The sequence below is a fragment of the Pseudomonas sp. 7P_10.2_Bac1 genome, from assembly GCF_025465935.1.
Lineage (GTDB): Bacteria > Pseudomonadota > Gammaproteobacteria > Pseudomonadales > Pseudomonadaceae > Aquipseudomonas.
Genome location: NZ_JANLNV010000078.1, coordinates 82,827 through 101,496 on the forward strand (window position 1 = coordinate 82,827; position 18,670 = coordinate 101,496).

The following is an 18,670-nucleotide window of genomic DNA, read 5'->3' on the forward strand; positions in this document are numbered from 1 at the left end:
CGGATGTGCTCCAGGCGCGTTTTTACTGTCAATCACTCCAGTCAAATCTTCGCCAACGCTTGTGCCAGATCAGCGCGCAAGTCTTCGACATCCTCAACACCCACCGACAAGCGCACCAAACCATCGCCAATGCCCAGTTGCGCACGGGTTTCGACCGGGATAGTGGCATGGGTCATGATGGCCGGGTGCTCGATCAGGCTTTCAACACCGCCCAGGCTCTCGGCCAAGGCAAAAATCTGCACGTTTTCGAGAAAACGTCGGGCTCCTGCCAGGTCAGTGTTCAGATCGATGGATATCATCCCGCCAAAACCGCGCATCTGCCGACGTGCCAAGTCGTGCTGCGGGTGCGAAGCCAGGCCGGGGTAGTAGACGCGGGCGACTTGCGGCTGGCGCTCCAGCCACTGCGCAAGCTCCAACGCGTTGCTGCAATGGCGCTCCATGCGCAAGGCCAGGGTTTTGACGCCGCGCAAGGTGAGAAACGCGTCAAACGGTCCAGCAATCGCACCCACAGCGTTTTGCAAGAATCGCAGGCGTTCCGCCAACTCAAGATGCTTGACGATGGCGATGCCGCCGATCACATCAGAGTGGCCGTTCAAATACTTGGTGGTCGAGTGCACCACCACGTCAAAGCCCAACTCAAGCGGGCGCTGCACCCATGGGCTGGCGAAGGTGTTATCGGCCACGCAGAGGATCCCGCGGTCATGGCAAATACGAGCGATGGCTGACAGGTCCGTGAGGCTGAGCAACGGGTTGCTCGGGGTTTCGACCCAGACCATCCGCGTGTTGTCCTGCAGCGAAGCCTCAAATGCGCCAAGGTCCGTCAGGTCGACGAAGCTGAAGCTATGCCCGGCGCTACGCTGGCGCACCTTGTCAAACAGACGGAACGTACCGCCGTAGAGGTCATTGCCCGAGACGATGTGTGAACCGGCATCCAGCAACTCCAGCACGGTCGAAATGGCTGCAAGACCGGACGCAAATGCGAAGGCATCCGTTCCGCCCTCAAGGTCCGCGACACAGCGCTCAAGGGCAAACCGCGTCGGGTTGTGCGAGCGCCCGTAGTCCAGGCCCTTATGCACGCCGGGACTTTCTTGCAAATAAGTGGAGTTGGCATAAATCGGTGGCATCAGCGCCCCTGTAGAAGGGTCGGGCTCTTGCCCCGCATGGATCACGCGGGTGGCAAACGCCTGTGATGCAGCGGTTTCATCGTGCTGACTCATGCAAGGGATCTCCGTAAATGATTGAGCAAATCGACGCGGGTAATCAGGCCATGAAAGCCTGAAGCGTCAGCGATAATCGCCACCAGCCCGCGAGCCAGTTCAGCCTGAAGCTCAGCCAAACTGGCGTGTGGCGGCAAGGTTTGCAATGTGTCGGTCATGGCGCTGGCGACCGTGCGGCTGAAGTGTGCTGCGTCCTCGTGAAGACCCAGCAGAATGTCGGACTCATCAATCACCCCAACCAGCCGCTTGCCGTCTACCAACACCGGCAATTGCGACACATCAGCCAGGCGCATGCGCTGGAAGGCGGTAAGCAAGGTGTCGTCCGGGCTGGCGCTGATGACCCGACCGTCCTCAAAACGCCGGGCAATCAGGTCGCGCAGGTCGCCGTAGTGCTTGAATTGCAGCAGCCCCTGATCCTTCATCCATTGGTCGTTGTACACCTTGGACAAATAGCGGGTGCCCGTGTCACACACAAAACTGACCACGCGCTTGGGCTCGGTCTGCTCGCGGCAATAACGCAGCGCGGCGGCCAACAAGGTGCCGGTCGACGAGCCGCCCAAAATGCCTTCAGCCCGTAGTAATTGCCGCGCATGGTCGAAGCTTTCTTCATCGCTGATCGAGTAGGCGTGACGCACGCTCGACAGATCGCTGATCGAGGGTATGAAATCTTCGCCAATGCCCTCTACTGCCCAGGAACCGGCTTGGCCAATCACACCGCTGCGGCTGTATTCGGCCATCACCGAACCTACCGGGTCGGCCAGTACCATTTCCAGATCCGGTTGCACACGCTTAAAAAAGCGCGTCAGCCCGGTCAGCGTACCGGCAGAACCCACACCTACCACAATCGCATCCAGGTCATGCTGGGTTTGCGACCAGATTTCCGGCGCAGTGCTGCACTCGTGCGCCAGCGGGTTGGCCGGGTTATTGAATTGATCGGCGAAAAAAGCGTCCGGGATTTGCGCCGCCAAACGTGCAGCGACATCCTGGTAATACTCCGGGTGGCCCTTGCCGACATCGGAGCGGGTGATATGCACCTCAGCGCCCATGGCCTTGAGGTGCAAGACCTTCTCGGTGGACATCTTGTCCGGCACCACCAGCACCACCCGATAACCTTTGGCGCGCCCGACCAGCGCCAGCCCCAGGCCCGTGTTACCGGCCGTTGCTTCAACAATGGTGCCACCGGAGCGCAAACGCCCGTCGCGCTCGGCGGCATCAATCATGGCCAGCCCGACCCGGTCCTTGATCGAACCTCCAGGGTTTTGCGATTCAAGCTTGAGAAACAGCGTACAAGGGCCAGTATCGAACCGGCTGACACGCACCAGCGGCGTATTGCCGATCAATTCCAGAACGGCAGGTTGAGCATTGTTTGGCATTGAGTCACTTCCCGTGTTTTGGCACTGGATGGACAGCGACGGGCGACGATTGCTGTCGCGCCAGTCACCGAAAACCTACTACGACCATAGGCCGGGATGGAGTGAGTCGCAACCTGGCGGATCGGCGCAACGCTCACGCGTCTGGCAAGAATGAGGGCCGACCAGACCGCTAAAACCGATCAGCCACATCCGTGGTCATGAGCATTTGCTGAAAGCGCTCAAGAAACACCGACTCGGCGCGGGTCATTTTTTGTTCGCGGTTCCAGAGCAGGTAGATATTCACGTCAATCACGCCCTCCCATGGCGGCAGGCGCCACACTTCGCCAGCCAGCACATCCGCTGCGACGATGTGTTCCGGCAGGCAGCCGATCCCGTAACCGGCTCCCACCAGACGACGGATCTCATCCAGGCTCGGTGAGGAGGCGACGATGCGCCCGGTGAAGCCTTGCTGGTCACGAAACATCGTAAGCGGCGACAGGTTTCCACCAATCTGATCGCTGGTGAAACTCACAAAATTTTCGCTCTGCAAATCCGCCAGCGTCAGATTCTTTCGACCAAACAGTCGGTGCCGCTTGCCGCAGAAGAAGGCATAGCGTTGTTGCAGCAACACTCGCTGCTCAAGCTTGGGCTGCGGTGTACGGCACAGGCTCAGGCCAAACGACGCGGTTTTCTGCAACAGCGCGCTGACCACATCCGAGCTTCGCAACACATCGACGTCGAACTCCACCTGGGGAAACTCAGTGTGAAATTGCGCCAGAAAATCGTCATAACAACGTGACTGGACACGGCTGATGGTCAGCATGCGGATCTTGCCCACCACGGTGTCGGCAGGTTTGTCCAGGGCAGGCCCCAGACGTGAGACCGTGCCGTAGAGTTCACTGGCAATCTGCATCACCCCCTCCCCGGTCTTGGTCAGGCTGATACGGGGTCCACGGCGTATTACCAAGGCTGTGTCCAGTTGATCTTCGAGTCGACGCAAAGCCTGGCTTATCGCCGGCTGACTCAGGTGCAAACGCGCGGCGGCCCGGCTGATGCTGCCCTCCTGGCCGATCACCAGAAAAGTACGCAACAGGTTCCAGTCCAGACGGTCGTTCAGGAACCGCTTGGCTTCGGGATCTCGGGCAGGAAGAGTCGGGGGCAGGCTCATTATTGGCTGTGCTTATACTTAAGTATTTAGATTAGAAGCTTTTCCTAGAATAGGTGTTGGCGCACCATCACACAACGCACCACAAGAGTGTGCTTGCTAGACCCGACCTTCCTCCTGCCAAAAACAATGACTCCCAGGAGCCTCAGATGACCAGCACCACCTCAACGCCACGACGTGCCGCGGCGGCGGCATTCATTGGCACGACCATCGAATTCTATGATTTCTACATCTATGCCTTTGCTGCGGCGCTGGTCCTGGGGCAACTGTTCTTCCCCAGTGAAAACCCGATGCTCAGCACCATGGCGGCCTTTGGCAGCTTTGCCGTTGGCTTTATCGCACGCCCTTTCGCGGGCATGGTGTTTGGTCATCTTGGCGACCGCATAGGGCGCAAGAAAATGCTCTTGGTCACCATCGTTCTGATGGGCGTTGCGACCACCTGCATCGGCCTGTTGCCCACCTATGCGCAAGCGGGGATCTGGGCACCCATCGGGCTGATATTCCTGCGCCTGCTGCAAGGCATTTCAGTCGGCGGCGAATGGGGTGGAGCGGTGTTGATGGCCAGCGAACACGCGCCCAAAGGCCGCAAGGTATTTTTTGCTTCGTTCGCCCAGTGGGGCAGCCCTGCCGGTTTGCTATTGGCGTTGATCGCCTTCCGTTGCATCAGCGAAATGGAGCAGGACACGCTGATGAGCTGGGGCTGGCGCATTCCGTTTCTGCTGAGCGGGGTATTGATGATTGTCGGTCTGGCGATTCGTTTCGGCGTGCCGGAGTCGCCCGAGTTTGCCGAAGTCAAAGACAACGACCAGACCTCGGCCAACCCGGTACTGGAAGTCCTCACCAAAGGCTGGAAAACCATTATTTTCGCAGCCCTGGCAGTGACCATCGGATCGGGCGGATTCTTCTTTACCAACACCTTCATGATCACCTACGTGACCCAGTATCAGGGCATCGCCAAGACCACGATTCTGAACTGTCTGTTCCTGGTCACCATCCTGCAATTTCTGTCTCAACCCTGCTCTGCCCTGCTGGCTGAGCGCCTGGGCGAGGGGCGCTTCCTGAAATGGGTGGCTACGCTGTGCATCATCGTGCCCTACCCCATGTTCCTGCTGGTACAGACCGGCAACCTGTTCTACATGACGGCAGGCATTACCCTGGCAGTGGTCCTGCTGGCCGCGCTGTATGCGGTGATCGCTGGTTACATGGCCGAAGCATTTGCGGCACGGGTGCGTTACTCGGGCATTTCGATTTCGTATCAACTGGGCAGCGGCTTGACCGGAGGCCTCACGCCGATGATCGGCACCTTCCTGGCCGGTTACTTCGCCGGTGAATGGTGGCCATTGGCAGCATTTTTCAGCGTGCTGGCGCTGATGTCCTTGATTGGCGTCCAGGGCCTGGCCCATCAACGGATTGTTAACCGCGCGTCGGATGCCGTATCCCCTTTGCAAGGAGTCGCCCCATGAGCAAGCCAACCGACATCTCAGAGATCGAATGGCAGTCGCGTTGTGACCTGGCAGCGTTGTATCGCCTGGTCGCCTACTACCGCATGACCGACCTGATCGACACCCACATCACCTTGCGTGTACCAGGACCGAACCGGCATTTCCTGATCAATCGCTACGGCGTGGCGTTCGAAAAGATGCGCGCCAGCGATCTGGTCCTGATCGATCTGGAGGGCACTATCGTTGACAGCCGGTTCGCCAAAGGCCACGTCAACGTCGCAGGCTTCGTCATCCATTCAGCCATTCATGAAGCGCGCCCGGACCTGCACTGCATCGTTCACACGCACACGGCAGCGGGCATGGCCGTCGCTGCACAACGCGAGGGTTTGCTGCCGCTGACTCAGCACGCCCTGAAGTTCTACGGCAACCTGGCCTATCACACCTATGAAGGCATTGCTCTTTCGTTGCAGGAGCGCGAAAGGCTGGTCGCCGATCTGGGTTCACACAACGCCATGATCTTGCGCAATCACGGTTTGCTCGCCGCAGGAGCCAGCGTGGCCGCGGCGTTCCACGAAATCTACTTTTTGGAACGCGCCTGTCAGGCACAGATTCAAGCGCTGTCTGGGGGCGTGGCGTTGAACATTCCAGACGAAGACGTCTGTCGCCACACGGCCGCGCAGTTTCGCCGTGACGGCATCGACGCGATTATTGGCTTGGCCTGGAACGCCGCGCTGAGCCTGATCGACGAACAACGCGCAGAGTGGTGCCAATAACCATGATCAGTCTCGTATTGCTTTGCCAGGACCCGGCGCTCACGGATTGGTTGGCTGCTGTATTCGCCCGCCATGCCCCTCACTTGCAGGTTCTGCGCCCCGATGATGACGGCGCGCAGCAAGCGCAGGTCGCGGTTTGCTGGTTTCCGCCCGCTGGGAGCCTTGGCACGTTCACGCAATTGCGTCTGGTGTATTCGGTTGGCTCGGGGGTCGATCACCTGGCTCAAGACACCTCGCGCGATCCCTCTGTGCCGGTCTGCCGAGTGGTTGATCCTGACCACACCTTGGGCATGAGTGAGTACGTGCACTGGGGCGTGCTGCACTTTCATCGCGGCTTCGATCAAGTCATCGCCGGCAACGCCACGCAGCACTGGCAGCGCCCCGTCCAGCGCCGTGCGCAAGCGTTCAAGGTCGGTGTGATGGGCCTTGGGGCAATTGGTGCGCCCGTGGCCGCACGATTGGCGCAGGCCGGCTACGACGTACGCGGCTGGGCGCGCACACCGCGAGTGATCGATCAGGTCCAGACATTCAGCGGGGCATCCGCGCTGCCCGAGTTTCTGCAAGGGCTCGATGTGCTGGTCAACCTGTTGCCGCTGACCGCCAGCACCAAGGGCGTGTTGTGCCATGAGGTTTTCGAGCGCATGGCCCACGGCAGTGCACTGATCAACTGCGGCCGTGGCCAGCATCTCAACCAGGCTGATCTGCGTCAGGCACTGGCAAGCGGACAGTTGCGTGGCGCATTGCTCGACGTCTTTGAGCAGGAACCTTTGCCTGCTGATTCGCCGCTCTGGCACACACCCGGTGTCTGGGTGACTCCGCACATGGCCTCAGCCGCTTCTGACCAATGCATTGCCCAACAAGTGGCGCAAAACGTGTCGCGCCTGAACGCCGGGCAGGCATTGATAAACCGGGTCGATCCCGAACTGGGCTACTAAGAGCGCCCCCATCCAGCACTGCCCGCGTGGCCTGAACTGATCGTTGAAAGAGGTTATCCATGAAAGCGTTTTTCCATCCGGCACAGCGCCTGCATCATCCACGTTCTTACCTGTCTCGCGGGCAAATGCGCGAGCCGCAAGAACTGCCCTCCCGTATCGACCCGCTGCTGGCGGTCATCGAAAAGCTCGGTTATCCGTTGATTGAACCGGCTGACCATGGCCAGGCACCGCTGGCCGCCGTGCACGGCACTGCTTATCTGGACTACCTGAGCAGCGCTTACCAGCAATGGCATGAGGTGCCAGAAGACTGGGGTGACGAGGTGATGTCCAACATTTATATCCGTGAAGGCAATCCGCTGCGCGGCATCCTTGGCAAGACTGCCCGCTACCTGGCCGATGGTAGTTGCCCGATTGGCGAGCACACCTGGCAGGCCGCCTACTGGTCAGCACAAAGTGCCGTGGCGGCCGCACAAGCGGTAATGGATGGCGACGTCGCGGCTTACGCCCTGTGCCGTCCACCCGGGCACCATGCCCGCGCCGAGGCTGCAGGCGGCTTCTGCTTTCTCAACAACGCCGCCATTGCTGCCCAGGTGTTGAGAGGCCAGTTCGGCAAAGTCGCAGTGCTGGATACCGATATGCACCACGGCCAGGGCATCCAGGAAATCTTCTACGATCGCGACGACGTGTTGTATGTGTCGATTCATGGCGACCCCACCAACTTCTACCCGGCAGTGGCCGGCTTCGATGACGAGACCGGCACGGGCCGTGGCCAGGGTTTCAACCTCAACCTGCCAATGCCGCACGGCGCCAGCGAAGCGGATTTCTTTGCCCGCATGGACGAAGCCGAGGCCGCTTTACACGCCTTTGCACCCGACGTGCTGGTGCTGTCGCTGGGCTTTGATATTTATGAAAACGACCCGCAATCCAGAGTCAGCGTCAGCCACGAAGGTTTCCGTTTGCTGGGTCAAAGGATCAAGGCCCTGGGGCTGCCTTGTGTCGTCGTTCAAGAAGGCGGTTATGACATCGCAACGCTGAATGAAAATGCCACGCGCTTTTTCGACGGCCTGACCGCTTAGCACTGAATCTGACGTTCCCGGGCTGGTTCTCAGCCCGGGCTTGAGCAACCCTTGTGTAGTCGCTGCCAAAGGCTGTGATCTGGCGCGATACAGCAGTGCTTTTTGTGTAGCGTGGGCAGAGCAAAAAATCGCGAGACAAACCCGCTCCCACAGAGGTGTAGTCGATATGAAAAGCTCACCATTAACAATTTTTCATGTCACGCCCCCGTCATTTTCCATTCCTATATTCCTACGTCACAAGTGACGACGGCCTTTCCCCGGCCGTAAAAACCAACTTTCGCAAGGAGTGCGCGTGATGTGCCCGGCAGCCAGGTCCGGGGAGGAAATATATTGTGGATGCAACGCTGACAATCCTGCCGCCGCTTCAGCCATTACCGGCCGGCAGTGCCTCGCGTTTTTTGCGCCGTGCAGGTGCGGTGGTGCTGGTGGTGGCCCTGCATGGCCTGGCACTGAGCATGGCGAACCGCTCCTCACCCGCGACGGTGACGCCAATCGTGACGCGTACGATCTATGCCTCGGTCATTCATGAGCCCACTCCCGCACCTGCCGCCAGCGCCGCCCCGACGCCACCACCACCCGCCCCGCCTCCGCCGCCGGTGGCTCCGGTAACACCCCCGCCTGCAGCCGTACGCCCGGTGGCCAAGCCCAAGCCGGTGGCCAAACCGCATGTGATACAGCACCCGGCTGCGCCAGTTGCCCAGTCGCAACCCGCTCCCTCGACACCTGTGGCCGCCGCCCCCGTCGCGACGCCTGCACCCGCCCCGCCGCCCCAGCCCAAGACGATTACGCGAGGCGTCGAGTACGTGCACGAACCCGAACCCGAGTACCCCGACAGCGCCCGCGAAGAAGGCCACGAAGGCACGGTGATTTTGCGGGTGCTGGTAGACATCCATGGCCAACCCGGCGCCGTGGACATCGTGCGTTCTTCCGGTTTTGGCAGCCTCGATGAGGCCGGCAAAACGGCAGTGCGCGGCGCGCTGTTCAAACCGTATCTGGAGGATGGGCACGCAGTGTCGGTGTACGTGATCGTGCCGCTGCGATTCCAGCTCGACACCTAGCCTCACCTCAATTCATCGCTTCTTTTATCGCAGGGCCTCCCGGTCAGGGCAGTGCTCACCCCAAAGAAAGGAAAGACACATGGAAACCGGAACACTGGGTTTGAATGTTTTGTGGCAACAGGCCGATTTAGTCACCCGTGGCGTGGCCTTGATGTTGTTGGTGATGTCGATTGCGTCCTGGTGCGTGATGCTCGACAAGCTGCTGCGTCTGGCGCTATTTCGTCTGCGCTCGGCTAAGTGGCTGGCGGCATTCTGGAGTGCACCGACGCTCAAGGAAGGCGTGCAGCAATTAGGGCAACGCAGCGCCTATGCCGAGCTGACCCACGCTGGCATCAATGCCGCGCGCCAACACCGTGACGCTTTGGATGCCGACATGAACCCGCCCGCGTTCAGCGAATGGCTGACCCGCGCATTGCGCCAGTCGACCCTGACCATTGGCGGCAAGTTGCAAGGCGGCATGGCGATTCTGGCCACCGTGGGTTCAAGCGCCCCGTTCGTCGGCCTGCTCGGCACTGTGTGGGGCATCTACCACGCCTTGATGAAGATCGGTCTGTCCGGCGATGCCAGCATCGACAAAGTCGCCGGCCCTGTGGGCGAAACCCTGATCATGACTGCGCTGGGCCTGGCCGTGGCCATTCCGGCGACCCTGGGCTACAACCTGCTGGTGCGCAGTAACAAACAGACCCTGGCTGAGTTGGGCAAGTTTGCCTTTGAACTGCACGACCTGCTGGTGATCGGCGCCCGCGCAACCCCGCGTGACGGCCAGCCTGCACGCAGCCTCTTCAACGCCCAGGCGGAGTACGTCTGATGGCCGGTGGATTGTTGGGCGGCGACGACCTCGAAGAAGACGGCTTCAATCCCGAGATCAACACCACGCCGCTGGTGGACGTGATGCTGGTGCTGTTGGTGATTTTCATCATCACCGTACCGGCCATCCAGCACTCGGTGAAGATCGACCTGCCCAAGGCCGCCGCGCAGCAGGACAACAAACCGCCACCCGCTGTCGACCTGGCCCTGGACAACGATGGCCACCTGCACTGGGACGACCACGCTATCAGCGACAGCGAATTGCCGACCCTGATCGCCGAGGCCGCCGCACGTCAGCCTGTGCCCGAACTGCACCTGCGCGCCGAGCGCAACACGCCCTATGAAAAGGTGGTGCAGGTCATGGCTGCGGCGCAGTCCGGCGGGTTGGACAAGATCGGTTTTGTGACCCAGGCCGTTACTCCTTAAACACTGCGTCGCCTTTGCCCAAACGTTTTGGCCGGCTGTTTCAGCCGGCCACGGCCAAGTGCGCGCCACAACAATTATCCCGGCCGTGAATGGCCGTTTTCGAAGGTGCAGTCATGTTTCGCAAATCCCCGTTGTATGTGCGTGCAGGTCTCGGTTTCGCAGCGCTTGCCATGGCCATGCCATCATTTGCTGCCGACGCAGCTCCGGCCATCGACGACAGCGCGCTGGCCACCCTGCCGCAAGTCACGGTAAAGGCCGCCAAGCGCAAACCGGCGCTGCACCAGCAAACCAACAGCGGTGCCTTGGGCAGCCACGCGGTGATCGACACGCCGTTCTCGTTCAAGAGCGTCGGCAGCAGCGAAATCCAGGACCGTCAGGCGGGCATTTTGTCTGAAGCCGTCAAGTACGATGCCTCGGTCACCTCAATCAGTTCCAGCTATGGCACGCACCCCGCCACCCTGGCTGTGCGCGGCCTGCCGCTGGATGACCTGAACGGCTACAAGGTCGACGGCATGGCCAACATCAACCGCGGTGTAGAAATGCCGCTGGAGATGTTCGACCGCATCGATGTGCTCAAAGGCCTGTCGGGCTTCATGTACGGCTTCGGCAGCCCGGGCGGGATCGTCAACTACGTGACCAAACGGCCTACCGACAAAACCACCTTCAGCGTGGACGCCGGCTACGAATCCAACAACCTCTACAAGGAACACCTGGACGTTGGCGGCCGCCTGGGTGATCCGCGCTTCGGCTACCGGGTCAACCTGGTGCACGAAGAAGGCGATGCCATTTCGGGTGATGCCAAGGTCAACCGCACGGCGGTGGGCGTGGCCCTGAGCGCACAACTGAGCGATGACCTGAGCCTGGACTTCGACACCCTGTACCAGAAACGTGATACAAGCGGTGGCACCGACATCATCGTCAACCCTAAAAATGCCTTGCCCAAACCCATTGATGGCAGCAAACGCCTGTACAGCAACGGCTCCTACACCGATGTCGACTACAGCTTGTCGACGATCAGCGCGACCTACAAATTCTCGCCCGACTGGACCGGCAAACTGGCCTATCGCTACAGCGATTCGACACGCCGCTACATAAAAGACCAGTACCAGATTTCCAATGATGCAGGCGGCTACTCCGACAAGGTTTCGACCGAGTACCACGGCTATGACTACAACGACGCCATGGGCACCCTGGAAGGCAAGTTCAACACCGGCTGGTTCAGCCACGACGTGGTCGTGGGCGCCACGTATTCGCAACTGAACTCGGAAAAATCCGTGATTAGCCCCAAGGGCACCGTCGGCAAGGGCAACCTGTACGACCCGACGATCTTCTCGGTGTACAACTTTGACTACAGTGGCGGCACCTACGGCGATGACAACGTCAAGGAAAGCGCCGTGTTCGCCAGCGACACCATCGGCCTGGGCGAACACTGGTCCTTGCTGGCAGGTCTGCGTAACGAAAACTTCATTGAAGATACCCACGCCTCTGCCACGGCACCTTCGGTCCAGTACAAAGCCCGGCCCGCCACCCCAACCGTTGCGCTGATGTACAAACCGAACAAAGACGTGACGTTGTATGCCAGCTACGTCGAGTCACTGGAAAACGGCGGCACCGCCCCCACCACCGCCGCCAACTCCGAACAGACATTAGGCCCATTGCTCAGCAAGCAATACGAAGTGGGTGTAAAGGCCCAGCAACGAAACTGGAGCGCCACCGCTGCAGCGTTCCGCATCGACCGCGGCGCCGAATACACCAACGACGCCAACGTATTCGTGCAAAGCGGCATCATTCGCTATCAAGGCCTGGAGCTGAACGGCAGCATTGATGCCACACCGAACCTGACCGTAGACGGCAGCGTCATGTCGCTGGACTCGGCCTACCACGATGCGGGCGACGGCGTAGACGGCAACCGCGCCGCCGGTGCGGCGCATTACCAAGCTGCAACACAAGTCACTTATCGTGTCCCTCAAGTGCCCGGCATGTTCCTGCGTACAGGCGCCCAGCGGATCGGCGAAATGGCGGTGGACTCAGGCAACGTGCACACCCTGCCCGCCTACAGCCTGTTCGATGCAGGCGGCGGCTATCGCATGCACCTGAGCGGTGGTCACTCGCTGACCTTTGGCGCCAACGTCACCAACCTGGCCAACAAAAAGTACTGGACCTTCTACCAGGAAAACTACCTGCAGCCGGGTTCGCCTCGTACTCTGACCTTCAACACGCGTTATGACTTCTAGGCCAGCGATGATAAATACAACGTTGTTGAAGTACACGGTTCTGGCGCTGGGCATCTGCCTGGCGCTTCCCGCAGCGGCTACACCCCTGGATACCACCGGGCTGCGCCTGGACAAGGTGGTGCTGGTGATGCGTCACGGCATCCGCCCGGCGACCGACACCGCCGCGCTGCAACGCTGGTCGGCCAAGGCATGGCCAGCGTTTGAAGTGCCCGACGGCCAGTTGACCGACCACGGCCGGGCAGCCACGGTGCTGCTCGGCCAATGGCAACGCGGCTTGCTTAATTCGCTCGGCCTGTTCAAGGCCGGGCAATGCCCGCAGGTAGGCGACGCTTACGTGTGGTCAAGCCCGGTCGCGCGGACCCAGGCCACCAGCGCTGCGCTGGTGGAGGGCATGTTTACGGGCTGCAACATCGCCGTGCAGCATGCACAAAAAAACCAGGACCGGCTGTTTCACGCCACTGAAAATGGCCTGGCGCCCCTGGACCCGACACGCACCCAGGCTGCATTGCTGAGCGCCATGGGCGGCAGCATCGACACCGCCCGTGAACGCTATGCCAAATCGGTGCTGACCATGCAGCAAGTGGTAGGTGTGCCAACCACCTGCGAGCAAAAAAATTGCGCCCTGAGCGAGCAACCCTGGGCGCTTAAAGAGAAAGCAGATGAGATCAAACTCAGCAGTCCCTTGAGCATTGGCGCCGCCATGAGTGAAACCTTTCGCATGCAATATGCCGAAGGCCTGCCGCTGGGACAGGTCGCCTTTGGGCAAGGGCGCAGCGCCGCAGACGTCTCACGTTTGATGGCATTGCGGTCTGCGAAGTACACACTCAGCAACCACGTCCCTTACATCGCCCAGCGCGGCGCGTCGCAATTGCTTGGGCAAATCCTCCTGGCCCTGCAACCGTGCTCGGCGGGCAGCCCGCCCGGGACCAAATGGTTGGCCTACGTGGGTCACGACACCAACATCGCGCAGTTACGCACGCTGCTCGGGTTTGACTGGAAAATCGCCGAATACCCGGAAAATGACGCTGCACCGGGCGGCACCATCCTGTTTGAACGCTGGGTTAACGACCGCACAGGCGCGCAATTTGTGAGCGTGGCTTATGTCGCGCAGAGCCTGGACCAACTGCGCAACTTGTCCGATGCAGCGCCGTATGTGGTGCAGTACCCAGGCTATGCGGGCGAACCATTAATGCCGTTGAACGGGTTCATCGCCCAGATGCAAAAGCGCATCGATCCTTCGGCGACCGAGGTGCAGCATTACAGTAGTAAATAACAGCCTGCAGACGCTGCCTGTTTTTGCTTAACGCTGTGGAGAAAACCCGAACCGACGTTTAAAGCGCATTGAAAACCGTGAAATGGAACGGTAGCCGCAGGCGTCGGCTATCTGCGAAAGACTGAAGTGCGTCGTTTGCAGGAGCATCATGGCATGGTGCATGCGGATCTCCGTCAGCACCGTGCTGAAGCTGATGCCTTCTTCTGCGAGGCGCCGCCTCAAGGTCGCTTCACTGACCGCCAGCTCGCGCCCTGCCTGTGCTGCCGTCCAGTGTTGTTCCGGAGCCTTGGCCAGCAGCTGAGTCAACCGCTCGGCCAGACCGGGCGCTGAAGGGCGGGCAAAGACAATACTCCGCTCTTGCAGTGCCAACAAAAGTCCCATCAAGCGATGGGTCTGTTGCGTGTCAGACACGGTTCGTGAATCGATACCTCTGATGCAGAACTGCAGCGCATCATTCAAATCTTCGTCGAGTTCAAGGGTCTTGCATTCAGTGACTGGGCTTGAGGGCGTAAGCATGTGGCCATAGCGTTGGTGGAACTCGGTGATGAGGCCAGGTGCAAGCGCCAAATAAAGTGAGGTAAATTTAGGGCTGTTTTGACCTGGCGTTTTTTCGATGTCAGCGAGGGTGTTTTTGGGCACCACCATCAGGGTATGAGGGTCAGTCAACGTCCAGGAGCCGTCAGCACATTCCAGGGTTAAGCGCCCCGATGTCACAACCAGTAGCGTCGCTTCAAAAAAGCGGAAGCCCGTCGCATGCTGCGCGTGAATCAGATGCGGCCTGGCCAGCAGGCACAGCGTTTGTGCTTGCTGGCTCGCGCCCGATGGCAGCAGCCAGCGGGCGTCGTCTGGTTGCGAGGCAGTCACAGGTTTAAACCGATCCATGGTCAGTCAGTGGCTCCTGGCGTTCATGAAGTTCACAGGTTCATATTGAGGGTATAGGTGCCTGTCAGGCTGGCCTTGGCCAGAACGTGCCCTTGCAGTGCATCCAAGACAGACTGGCTCGTGACCGGCCCTTCAATCAGCAGGCTGGGCACGTCTAAAGCGTAAACGGTGAAGATGTAATGGTGTAGCCGCTCATCGTTCCACGGCGGGCATGGACCGTCGTATCCATAATATTCACCAGCCATTTGTGGGTCCGATGCAAACCAAGCGGTGTAATCATTAATACCGTGGCGCTGCCCATTAGCTGTGTGAGGGCCGTTTTTACCTTTTGGGGTAATACCGGAGCTATGGCTGCCTTCAGTGATTTCACGTTGCGTCGCGGGAATATCGATCAATAACCAGTGGTAAAAATCTACGCGCGGCAAGGACACGGCAATCGTTTTGCCCTCCTGATTCACATCATCGCCCACACTGGGAACATCAGGATCGTGGCATATCACGACAAAAGACTGAGTATTCGCCGGAACGTCTGTCCATGCCAGATGCGGGTTGCGGTTGCTTGACAGTGCGTAGTGACTGTCAGCGTTCGGAACAGCAAAGGCGTATTCGCCCGGGATGGCTGCGTTGTCACTAAATGCGTTACTGCTCAGTTTCATGATGGGCCTGCCTGTGCGGTGAGTATCGGAGCGTTTACCAGCCTGGTAGAAGCAACGGCTGTGGGAGTGATTTTAGAGTGCAAGTGAGTGCCGCTTTTGACCCGGCCAATCATTAACTGCACAGATCCAGTCAACATGTTCGCTCCCAACGGACGTAGCCTCGCAAGGCTCGCCAGCGACTTCGGGTTGTGAGCACCTCACACACCATTTGCGCCGGTCACGGCCCTTCCAGCAAATGATCCAGAAACAATCCTGCCGCGACCGACAAGGCTTCCCTTGATCTGACACACACGCTGATTTCACGGGACGTCCAGGACTCGTCAAGACTGATCACCGTCGCCCGCTCGATGTTATAGATGCTCAGACTGCCTTCGGGCAGGATGCCAATCCCCACGCCCGCCTGAACCATGCCGCACAACGCATCGTAGCTGGACACTTCCATGCGGATTTTCAGTGAGCGCCCCAGATCATTGGCGGCTTTGATTAGCTGAAAGTTGAGATGAGTACCGCTGCTCAGCGCAACATAAGCGTAATCAAGGGTTTCATAAAAGCGCACCGAGGTACGTGCGGCCAAAGGATGATCCTTGGGCACCAGAAGCACCAATTTGTCGTGACGAAACGCAAAGACTTCTATGTCTGCCCCATGCGGCAAGCGAGTGAAGACGCCGATGTCGGCACGGTTCTCCGCCACCTCTTTGGTAATGGCCAGGCTTTGCCGTTCTTCCATACTCACGCTGATCAACGGGTATTGGTCCATGAATGACTTGATCTTGGCGGGCATGAACTGAGTGATGGCTGAGATATTGGCCAGTATCTGCACCGATCCGCGGCGACCATGGGAGTAGTCGCGCATTTGTACAACGATTTCATTGAGATTGTTGAGGGCACTACGGGCCATGAACAACAGCGAAAGGCCCGCGTCTGTGGGGGTGATTCCCTTGTTCGAGCGATCCAGCAGTTTTGAGTCCAGCAACTCTTCCAGCTCGCTGAGCCGCTTGCTGATTGCTGCAGCAGCGATGTGCTCGCGTTTGGCAGCGGCAGCGATAGTGCCCTCTTCCACCACACTGACAAAAAGTCGCAATGAGACAGGATCAAGTTTCATATGAGGTACCGTGGCATCTAGGCCTAAGGCTGTAAGCGTACCTCACTCAACATTGACTCAGAATGCACCCGACAATAAATGGCCAGCATTCGGGACCCGGGCCTCAAGCCCCAAGGTCTTGAGCATTTGGTAAACCGTCGCGATCGATGCTGACAGCACAGGTTTTTCGAGGCGATCCTGAACCAACTGAATCGCAGGCAAAGAAGGCATTTGCACACAGCACGACAGCACCACCCCGTCGGCCTGGCCTATGTTGAGTTTGTCGGCGTAGCCTACCAGGTTCATCGGGTCCAGGCGTCCGACTTCCAGGTTGTCAGACACCTGCAGGCTGATTGAATCGACAACCTCAATGCCTGCCGCTTCGATGTAGTCAATCACCTGTTGGGTCAATGGCTTCATGTACGGGGTGATGATCGCGATTTTTTTGTAGTCGAGCAGGTTGAGGCTGTCGATCAAGGCACCAGCAGAACTGAGAACCGGTGCATTCGATTGGTTGGCACTCACGGTGTTCTTCAGACGCTCTTGCGAGACTTTGTGGTAACCCGCGCCCTGGCACATGATCGCCACCAGGCAGGCATACGCCATCACATCAACCCGCGCATCGCTTAGCTCCAGCGCGCAACGGTCGCTGTCGATGTCCATCTTTTTCAGCTCTTCAGGGCTGACATGCATCATGCGCATACGTGCCGAGTGGAACGTGAAATGCTCCTCTGGAAACAGCGGGTAACGCGAGGTCAGCATCGCCGGAATTTCGGTCTCCATGGTGGTGTTGGAACTGGGAACAATCTGTCCGATTCGAAAGTTTTTCATGTGCGTGTTCTCTGTGAAGTCCAGGTCAGTTACCGCTGGTGAGTTGAACGCCCTTGGTTTCCTGAAGCGTGAACACCATGATGGCGGCTATCACATAAGCAACGGAGGCAAGGGAAATGGTGGCCGTAAAGCCGACAATCGGGATCAGAACCGGTACCAGTTTGATTCCGGCGATAGCGCCGATACGGCCGAAGTTGAAGCAAAAGCCCGAAGCGGTTGCGCGAATGCTGGTCGGGAACAACTCGGCATACCACGCACCGAAGCCGCTGAAATAACCCGTAAAGAAACCCAACAGTGCGGCCAGAGAGCCCAGCGTGATGACGTTTTGGGTGGTGAACATCAACGTGCCGTCAGTCAACGGCATCAATGTTGCCGAGTAGGCAAAGACGGGCACCATGATTGCCATGCCGGCAAAGAACGTTGCAAATGCCAGGCGTCGCCCGATGCTTTCGGCAAGGTAACCGTAAGCCAGGTAACCGATGGTGGCGCCGATGCCGATCCAGATAATAAAGACCGGTGCCTGATCGATCCTCACGTTCAAGATGTTCTGCAGGTAAGCCGGCATAAAGGTCGTAATGATCCAGTAGCCATACATCCCCAGCACCGAAATGCTGAGCCCCAGCAGAGTTGTTTTCAGGTACTGAGGGCTAAAGATTTCGGTGAGTCGGCCTTTGTTTGCGTTGTTGCGCATGAACTCGCGGTTGGCCAGCCAGACCGGTGATTCTTTGACAAACAGCCAGATGAATATCAGGGTCAGAAACGAAGGAATAGAGGCGTAGACGAACAGCATCCGCCAGGATTCCGGGTTATTGCTGTCCAGGAATGTCCAGGCAAACACTGCGGCGAGAAGACCGCCCCCGGACCAGCCGGTCTGCATCACCGCGAAAGCCTTGGCACGCCCGGCGGGAGGCCAGATTTCAGACACCAGTGCAGCAGCGGCGGACCACAAACCGCCAACGCCGATACCCACGCAGAATCGAAAGATATCCAATTGCCACAAGGTCTCTGCAAAGCCGCAGAGAAAAGTGCCGGAGCCATAGACTAAAACCGACAGCATCATAGTTTTCTTGCGCCCGATCTTGTCGCAAAGATTGCCCAGAAAGAAACCGCCAATCCCCGTGGCGAGCAAGAACCACGCAACCGTCGACACGACATCGCCCAAGCCAACTGCGAAGGTCGTCGCAATAGCCAGCAGCACGAAGCCAAAGATGGTTGCGTCCAGCGCATCAAATAACCATGCAGCCCAAGAGCCTCCCAACGTTATGTAGCGCTGGTTGGTGGTCAACGCTTGAATGCCGTTGTCGGCAGAAGCACCGGCTAAAGATCCGGAAGCAGGGTTTTTCATGAAGAAACCTCATTGAGATGAACTTATTATTCTTGGAGAAAGACGCATCGGCAGTGGGTCATTGCCGGGCGAATGTTCATGAGGTTGTGATGGTAGAGTCGGCGCAGACTAGGCGTA

The 18,670-nt window shown here is 58.9% G+C and carries 17 protein-coding genes; 9 read left to right on the forward strand and 8 right to left on the reverse strand.

Annotated features, from left to right (window positions below):
- Nucleotides 1–41 precede the first annotated feature (41 nt).
- From NTD86_RS16390 to NTD86_RS16400, 3 genes are all read right to left on the reverse strand, one after another.
- Nucleotides 42–1,217 carry a cystathionine gamma-synthase gene (locus NTD86_RS16390; RefSeq protein WP_262203729.1) on the reverse strand — a complete coding sequence of 392 codons (1,176 nt, stop codon included), beginning with the start codon at nucleotides 1,215–1,217 and terminating at the stop codon, nucleotides 42–44.
- Nucleotides 1,214–2,590, reverse strand: a complete 1,377-nt coding sequence (locus NTD86_RS16395; RefSeq protein WP_262203731.1) for a pyridoxal-phosphate dependent enzyme — start codon at nucleotides 2,588–2,590, stop codon at nucleotides 1,214–1,216. Before NTD86_RS16395 ends, NTD86_RS16390 begins: the two co-directional genes overlap by 4 nt.
- A 169-nt stretch (nucleotides 2,591–2,759) precedes the next feature.
- Nucleotides 2,760–3,737, reverse strand: a complete 978-nt coding sequence (locus NTD86_RS16400) for a LysR family transcriptional regulator (protein WP_262203733.1) — start codon at nucleotides 3,735–3,737, stop codon at nucleotides 2,760–2,762.
- 146 nt (nucleotides 3,738–3,883) lie between these two features.
- Between NTD86_RS16400 and NTD86_RS16405 the strand changes: the two genes are divergently transcribed.
- The 9 genes from NTD86_RS16405 to NTD86_RS16445 all read left to right on the forward strand — a co-directional run bounded on the left by NTD86_RS16405 (nucleotide 3,884) and on the right by NTD86_RS16445 (nucleotide 13,758).
- Nucleotides 3,884–5,197, forward strand: a complete 1,314-nt coding sequence (locus NTD86_RS16405; protein WP_262203734.1) for an MFS transporter — start codon at nucleotides 3,884–3,886, stop codon at nucleotides 5,195–5,197.
- Nucleotides 5,194–5,949 (forward strand): class II aldolase/adducin family protein, encoded by a 756-nt coding sequence (locus NTD86_RS16410; protein ID WP_262203735.1) that lies wholly within the window; start codon nucleotides 5,194–5,196, stop codon nucleotides 5,947–5,949. Before NTD86_RS16405 ends, NTD86_RS16410 begins: the two co-directional genes overlap by 4 nt.
- 2 nt (nucleotides 5,950–5,951) lie before the next feature.
- Nucleotides 5,952–6,884, forward strand: coding sequence for a 2-hydroxyacid dehydrogenase (locus NTD86_RS16415; RefSeq protein WP_262203736.1), 933 nt, complete (start codon nucleotides 5,952–5,954; stop codon nucleotides 6,882–6,884).
- Nucleotides 6,885–6,943: 59 nt separating this feature from the next.
- Entirely contained in the window at nucleotides 6,944–7,960 is a 1,017-nt protein-coding gene (locus NTD86_RS16420) for a histone deacetylase family protein (RefSeq protein WP_262203737.1), read from the forward strand.
- A 332-nt stretch (nucleotides 7,961–8,292) separates the two neighbouring features.
- A complete protein-coding gene (locus NTD86_RS16425; protein ID WP_262203738.1) occupies nucleotides 8,293–9,018 on the forward strand; it encodes an energy transducer TonB in 726 nt (241 codons plus the stop codon).
- Between the two features lie 79 nt (nucleotides 9,019–9,097).
- Nucleotides 9,098–9,826: a MotA/TolQ/ExbB proton channel family protein gene (locus NTD86_RS16430; protein ID WP_262203739.1), complete on the forward strand. Its 729-nt coding sequence runs from the start codon at nucleotides 9,098–9,100 to the stop codon at nucleotides 9,824–9,826.
- Nucleotides 9,826–10,251, forward strand: a complete 426-nt coding sequence (locus NTD86_RS16435) for an ExbD/TolR family protein (RefSeq protein WP_262203740.1) — start codon at nucleotides 9,826–9,828, stop codon at nucleotides 10,249–10,251. The genes NTD86_RS16430 and NTD86_RS16435 overlap by 1 nt, the downstream gene beginning before the upstream one ends.
- 113 nt (nucleotides 10,252–10,364) lie before the next feature.
- Complete coding sequence (locus NTD86_RS16440) at nucleotides 10,365–12,485, forward strand: TonB-dependent receptor (protein WP_262203742.1); 2,121 nt, start codon at nucleotides 10,365–10,367, stop codon at nucleotides 12,483–12,485.
- Nucleotides 12,486–12,492: 7 nt separating this feature from the next.
- Nucleotides 12,493–13,758, forward strand: a complete 1,266-nt coding sequence (locus tag NTD86_RS16445) for a histidine-type phosphatase (RefSeq protein WP_262203743.1) — start codon at nucleotides 12,493–12,495, stop codon at nucleotides 13,756–13,758.
- 27 nt (nucleotides 13,759–13,785) lie between these two features.
- Here NTD86_RS16445 and NTD86_RS16450 read toward each other — a convergent pair whose 3' ends face one another.
- From NTD86_RS16450 to NTD86_RS16470, 5 genes are all read right to left on the reverse strand, one after another.
- Nucleotides 13,786–14,640, reverse strand: coding sequence for a helix-turn-helix transcriptional regulator (locus NTD86_RS16450; protein ID WP_262203744.1), 855 nt, complete (start codon nucleotides 14,638–14,640; stop codon nucleotides 13,786–13,788).
- A 32-nt stretch (nucleotides 14,641–14,672) separates the two neighbouring features.
- Nucleotides 14,673–15,296, reverse strand: a complete 624-nt coding sequence (locus tag NTD86_RS16455; RefSeq protein WP_262203746.1) for a YbhB/YbcL family Raf kinase inhibitor-like protein — start codon at nucleotides 15,294–15,296, stop codon at nucleotides 14,673–14,675.
- Nucleotides 15,297–15,513: 217 nt separating this feature from the next.
- Nucleotides 15,514–16,398: a LysR family transcriptional regulator gene (locus NTD86_RS16460; RefSeq protein ID WP_262203747.1), complete on the reverse strand. Its 885-nt coding sequence runs from the start codon at nucleotides 16,396–16,398 to the stop codon at nucleotides 15,514–15,516.
- Between the two features lie 57 nt (nucleotides 16,399–16,455).
- Nucleotides 16,456–17,208: an Asp/Glu racemase gene (locus NTD86_RS16465; RefSeq protein ID WP_315974753.1), complete on the reverse strand. Its 753-nt coding sequence runs from the start codon at nucleotides 17,206–17,208 to the stop codon at nucleotides 16,456–16,458.
- A gap of 25 nt (nucleotides 17,209–17,233) precedes the next feature.
- A complete protein-coding gene (locus NTD86_RS16470; RefSeq protein ID WP_262203748.1) occupies nucleotides 17,234–18,553 on the reverse strand; it encodes an MFS transporter in 1,320 nt (439 codons plus the stop codon).
- Nucleotides 18,554–18,670: the final 117 nt, after the last annotated feature.

Bases quoted from the DNA above. Each gene is read 5' to 3' on its own strand.
- NTD86_RS16415 (WP_262203736.1), top strand. From the start codon at position 5,952: ATGATCAGTCTCGTATTGCTTTGCCAGGACCCGGCGCTCACGGATTGG.
- NTD86_RS16450 (WP_262203744.1), bottom strand. From the start codon at position 14,640: ATGGATCGGTTTAAACCTGTGACTGCCTCGCAACCAGACGACGCCCGC.
- NTD86_RS16445 (WP_262203743.1), top strand. From the start codon at position 12,493: ATGATAAATACAACGTTGTTGAAGTACACGGTTCTGGCGCTGGGCATC.
- NTD86_RS16455 (WP_262203746.1), bottom strand. From the start codon at position 15,296: ATGAAACTGAGCAGTAACGCATTTAGTGACAACGCAGCCATCCCGGGC.
- NTD86_RS16435 (WP_262203740.1), top strand. From the start codon at position 9,826: ATGGCCGGTGGATTGTTGGGCGGCGACGACCTCGAAGAAGACGGCTTC.
- NTD86_RS16470 (WP_262203748.1), bottom strand. From the start codon at position 18,553: ATGAAAAACCCTGCTTCCGGATCTTTAGCCGGTGCTTCTGCCGACAAC.
- NTD86_RS16395 (WP_262203731.1), bottom strand. From the start codon at position 2,590: ATGCCAAACAATGCTCAACCTGCCGTTCTGGAATTGATCGGCAATACG.
- NTD86_RS16405 (WP_262203734.1), top strand. From the start codon at position 3,884: ATGACCAGCACCACCTCAACGCCACGACGTGCCGCGGCGGCGGCATTC.
- NTD86_RS16430 (WP_262203739.1), top strand. From the start codon at position 9,098: ATGGAAACCGGAACACTGGGTTTGAATGTTTTGTGGCAACAGGCCGAT.
- NTD86_RS16460 (WP_262203747.1), bottom strand. From the start codon at position 16,398: ATGAAACTTGATCCTGTCTCATTGCGACTTTTTGTCAGTGTGGTGGAA.
- NTD86_RS16465 (WP_315974753.1), bottom strand. From the start codon at position 17,208: ATGAAAAACTTTCGAATCGGACAGATTGTTCCCAGTTCCAACACCACC.
- NTD86_RS16400 (WP_262203733.1), bottom strand. From the start codon at position 3,737: ATGAGCCTGCCCCCGACTCTTCCTGCCCGAGATCCCGAAGCCAAGCGG.
- NTD86_RS16440 (WP_262203742.1), top strand. From the start codon at position 10,365: ATGTTTCGCAAATCCCCGTTGTATGTGCGTGCAGGTCTCGGTTTCGCA.
- NTD86_RS16390 (WP_262203729.1), bottom strand. From the start codon at position 1,217: ATGAGTCAGCACGATGAAACCGCTGCATCACAGGCGTTTGCCACCCGC.
- NTD86_RS16410 (WP_262203735.1), top strand. From the start codon at position 5,194: ATGAGCAAGCCAACCGACATCTCAGAGATCGAATGGCAGTCGCGTTGT.
- NTD86_RS16420 (WP_262203737.1), top strand. From the start codon at position 6,944: ATGAAAGCGTTTTTCCATCCGGCACAGCGCCTGCATCATCCACGTTCT.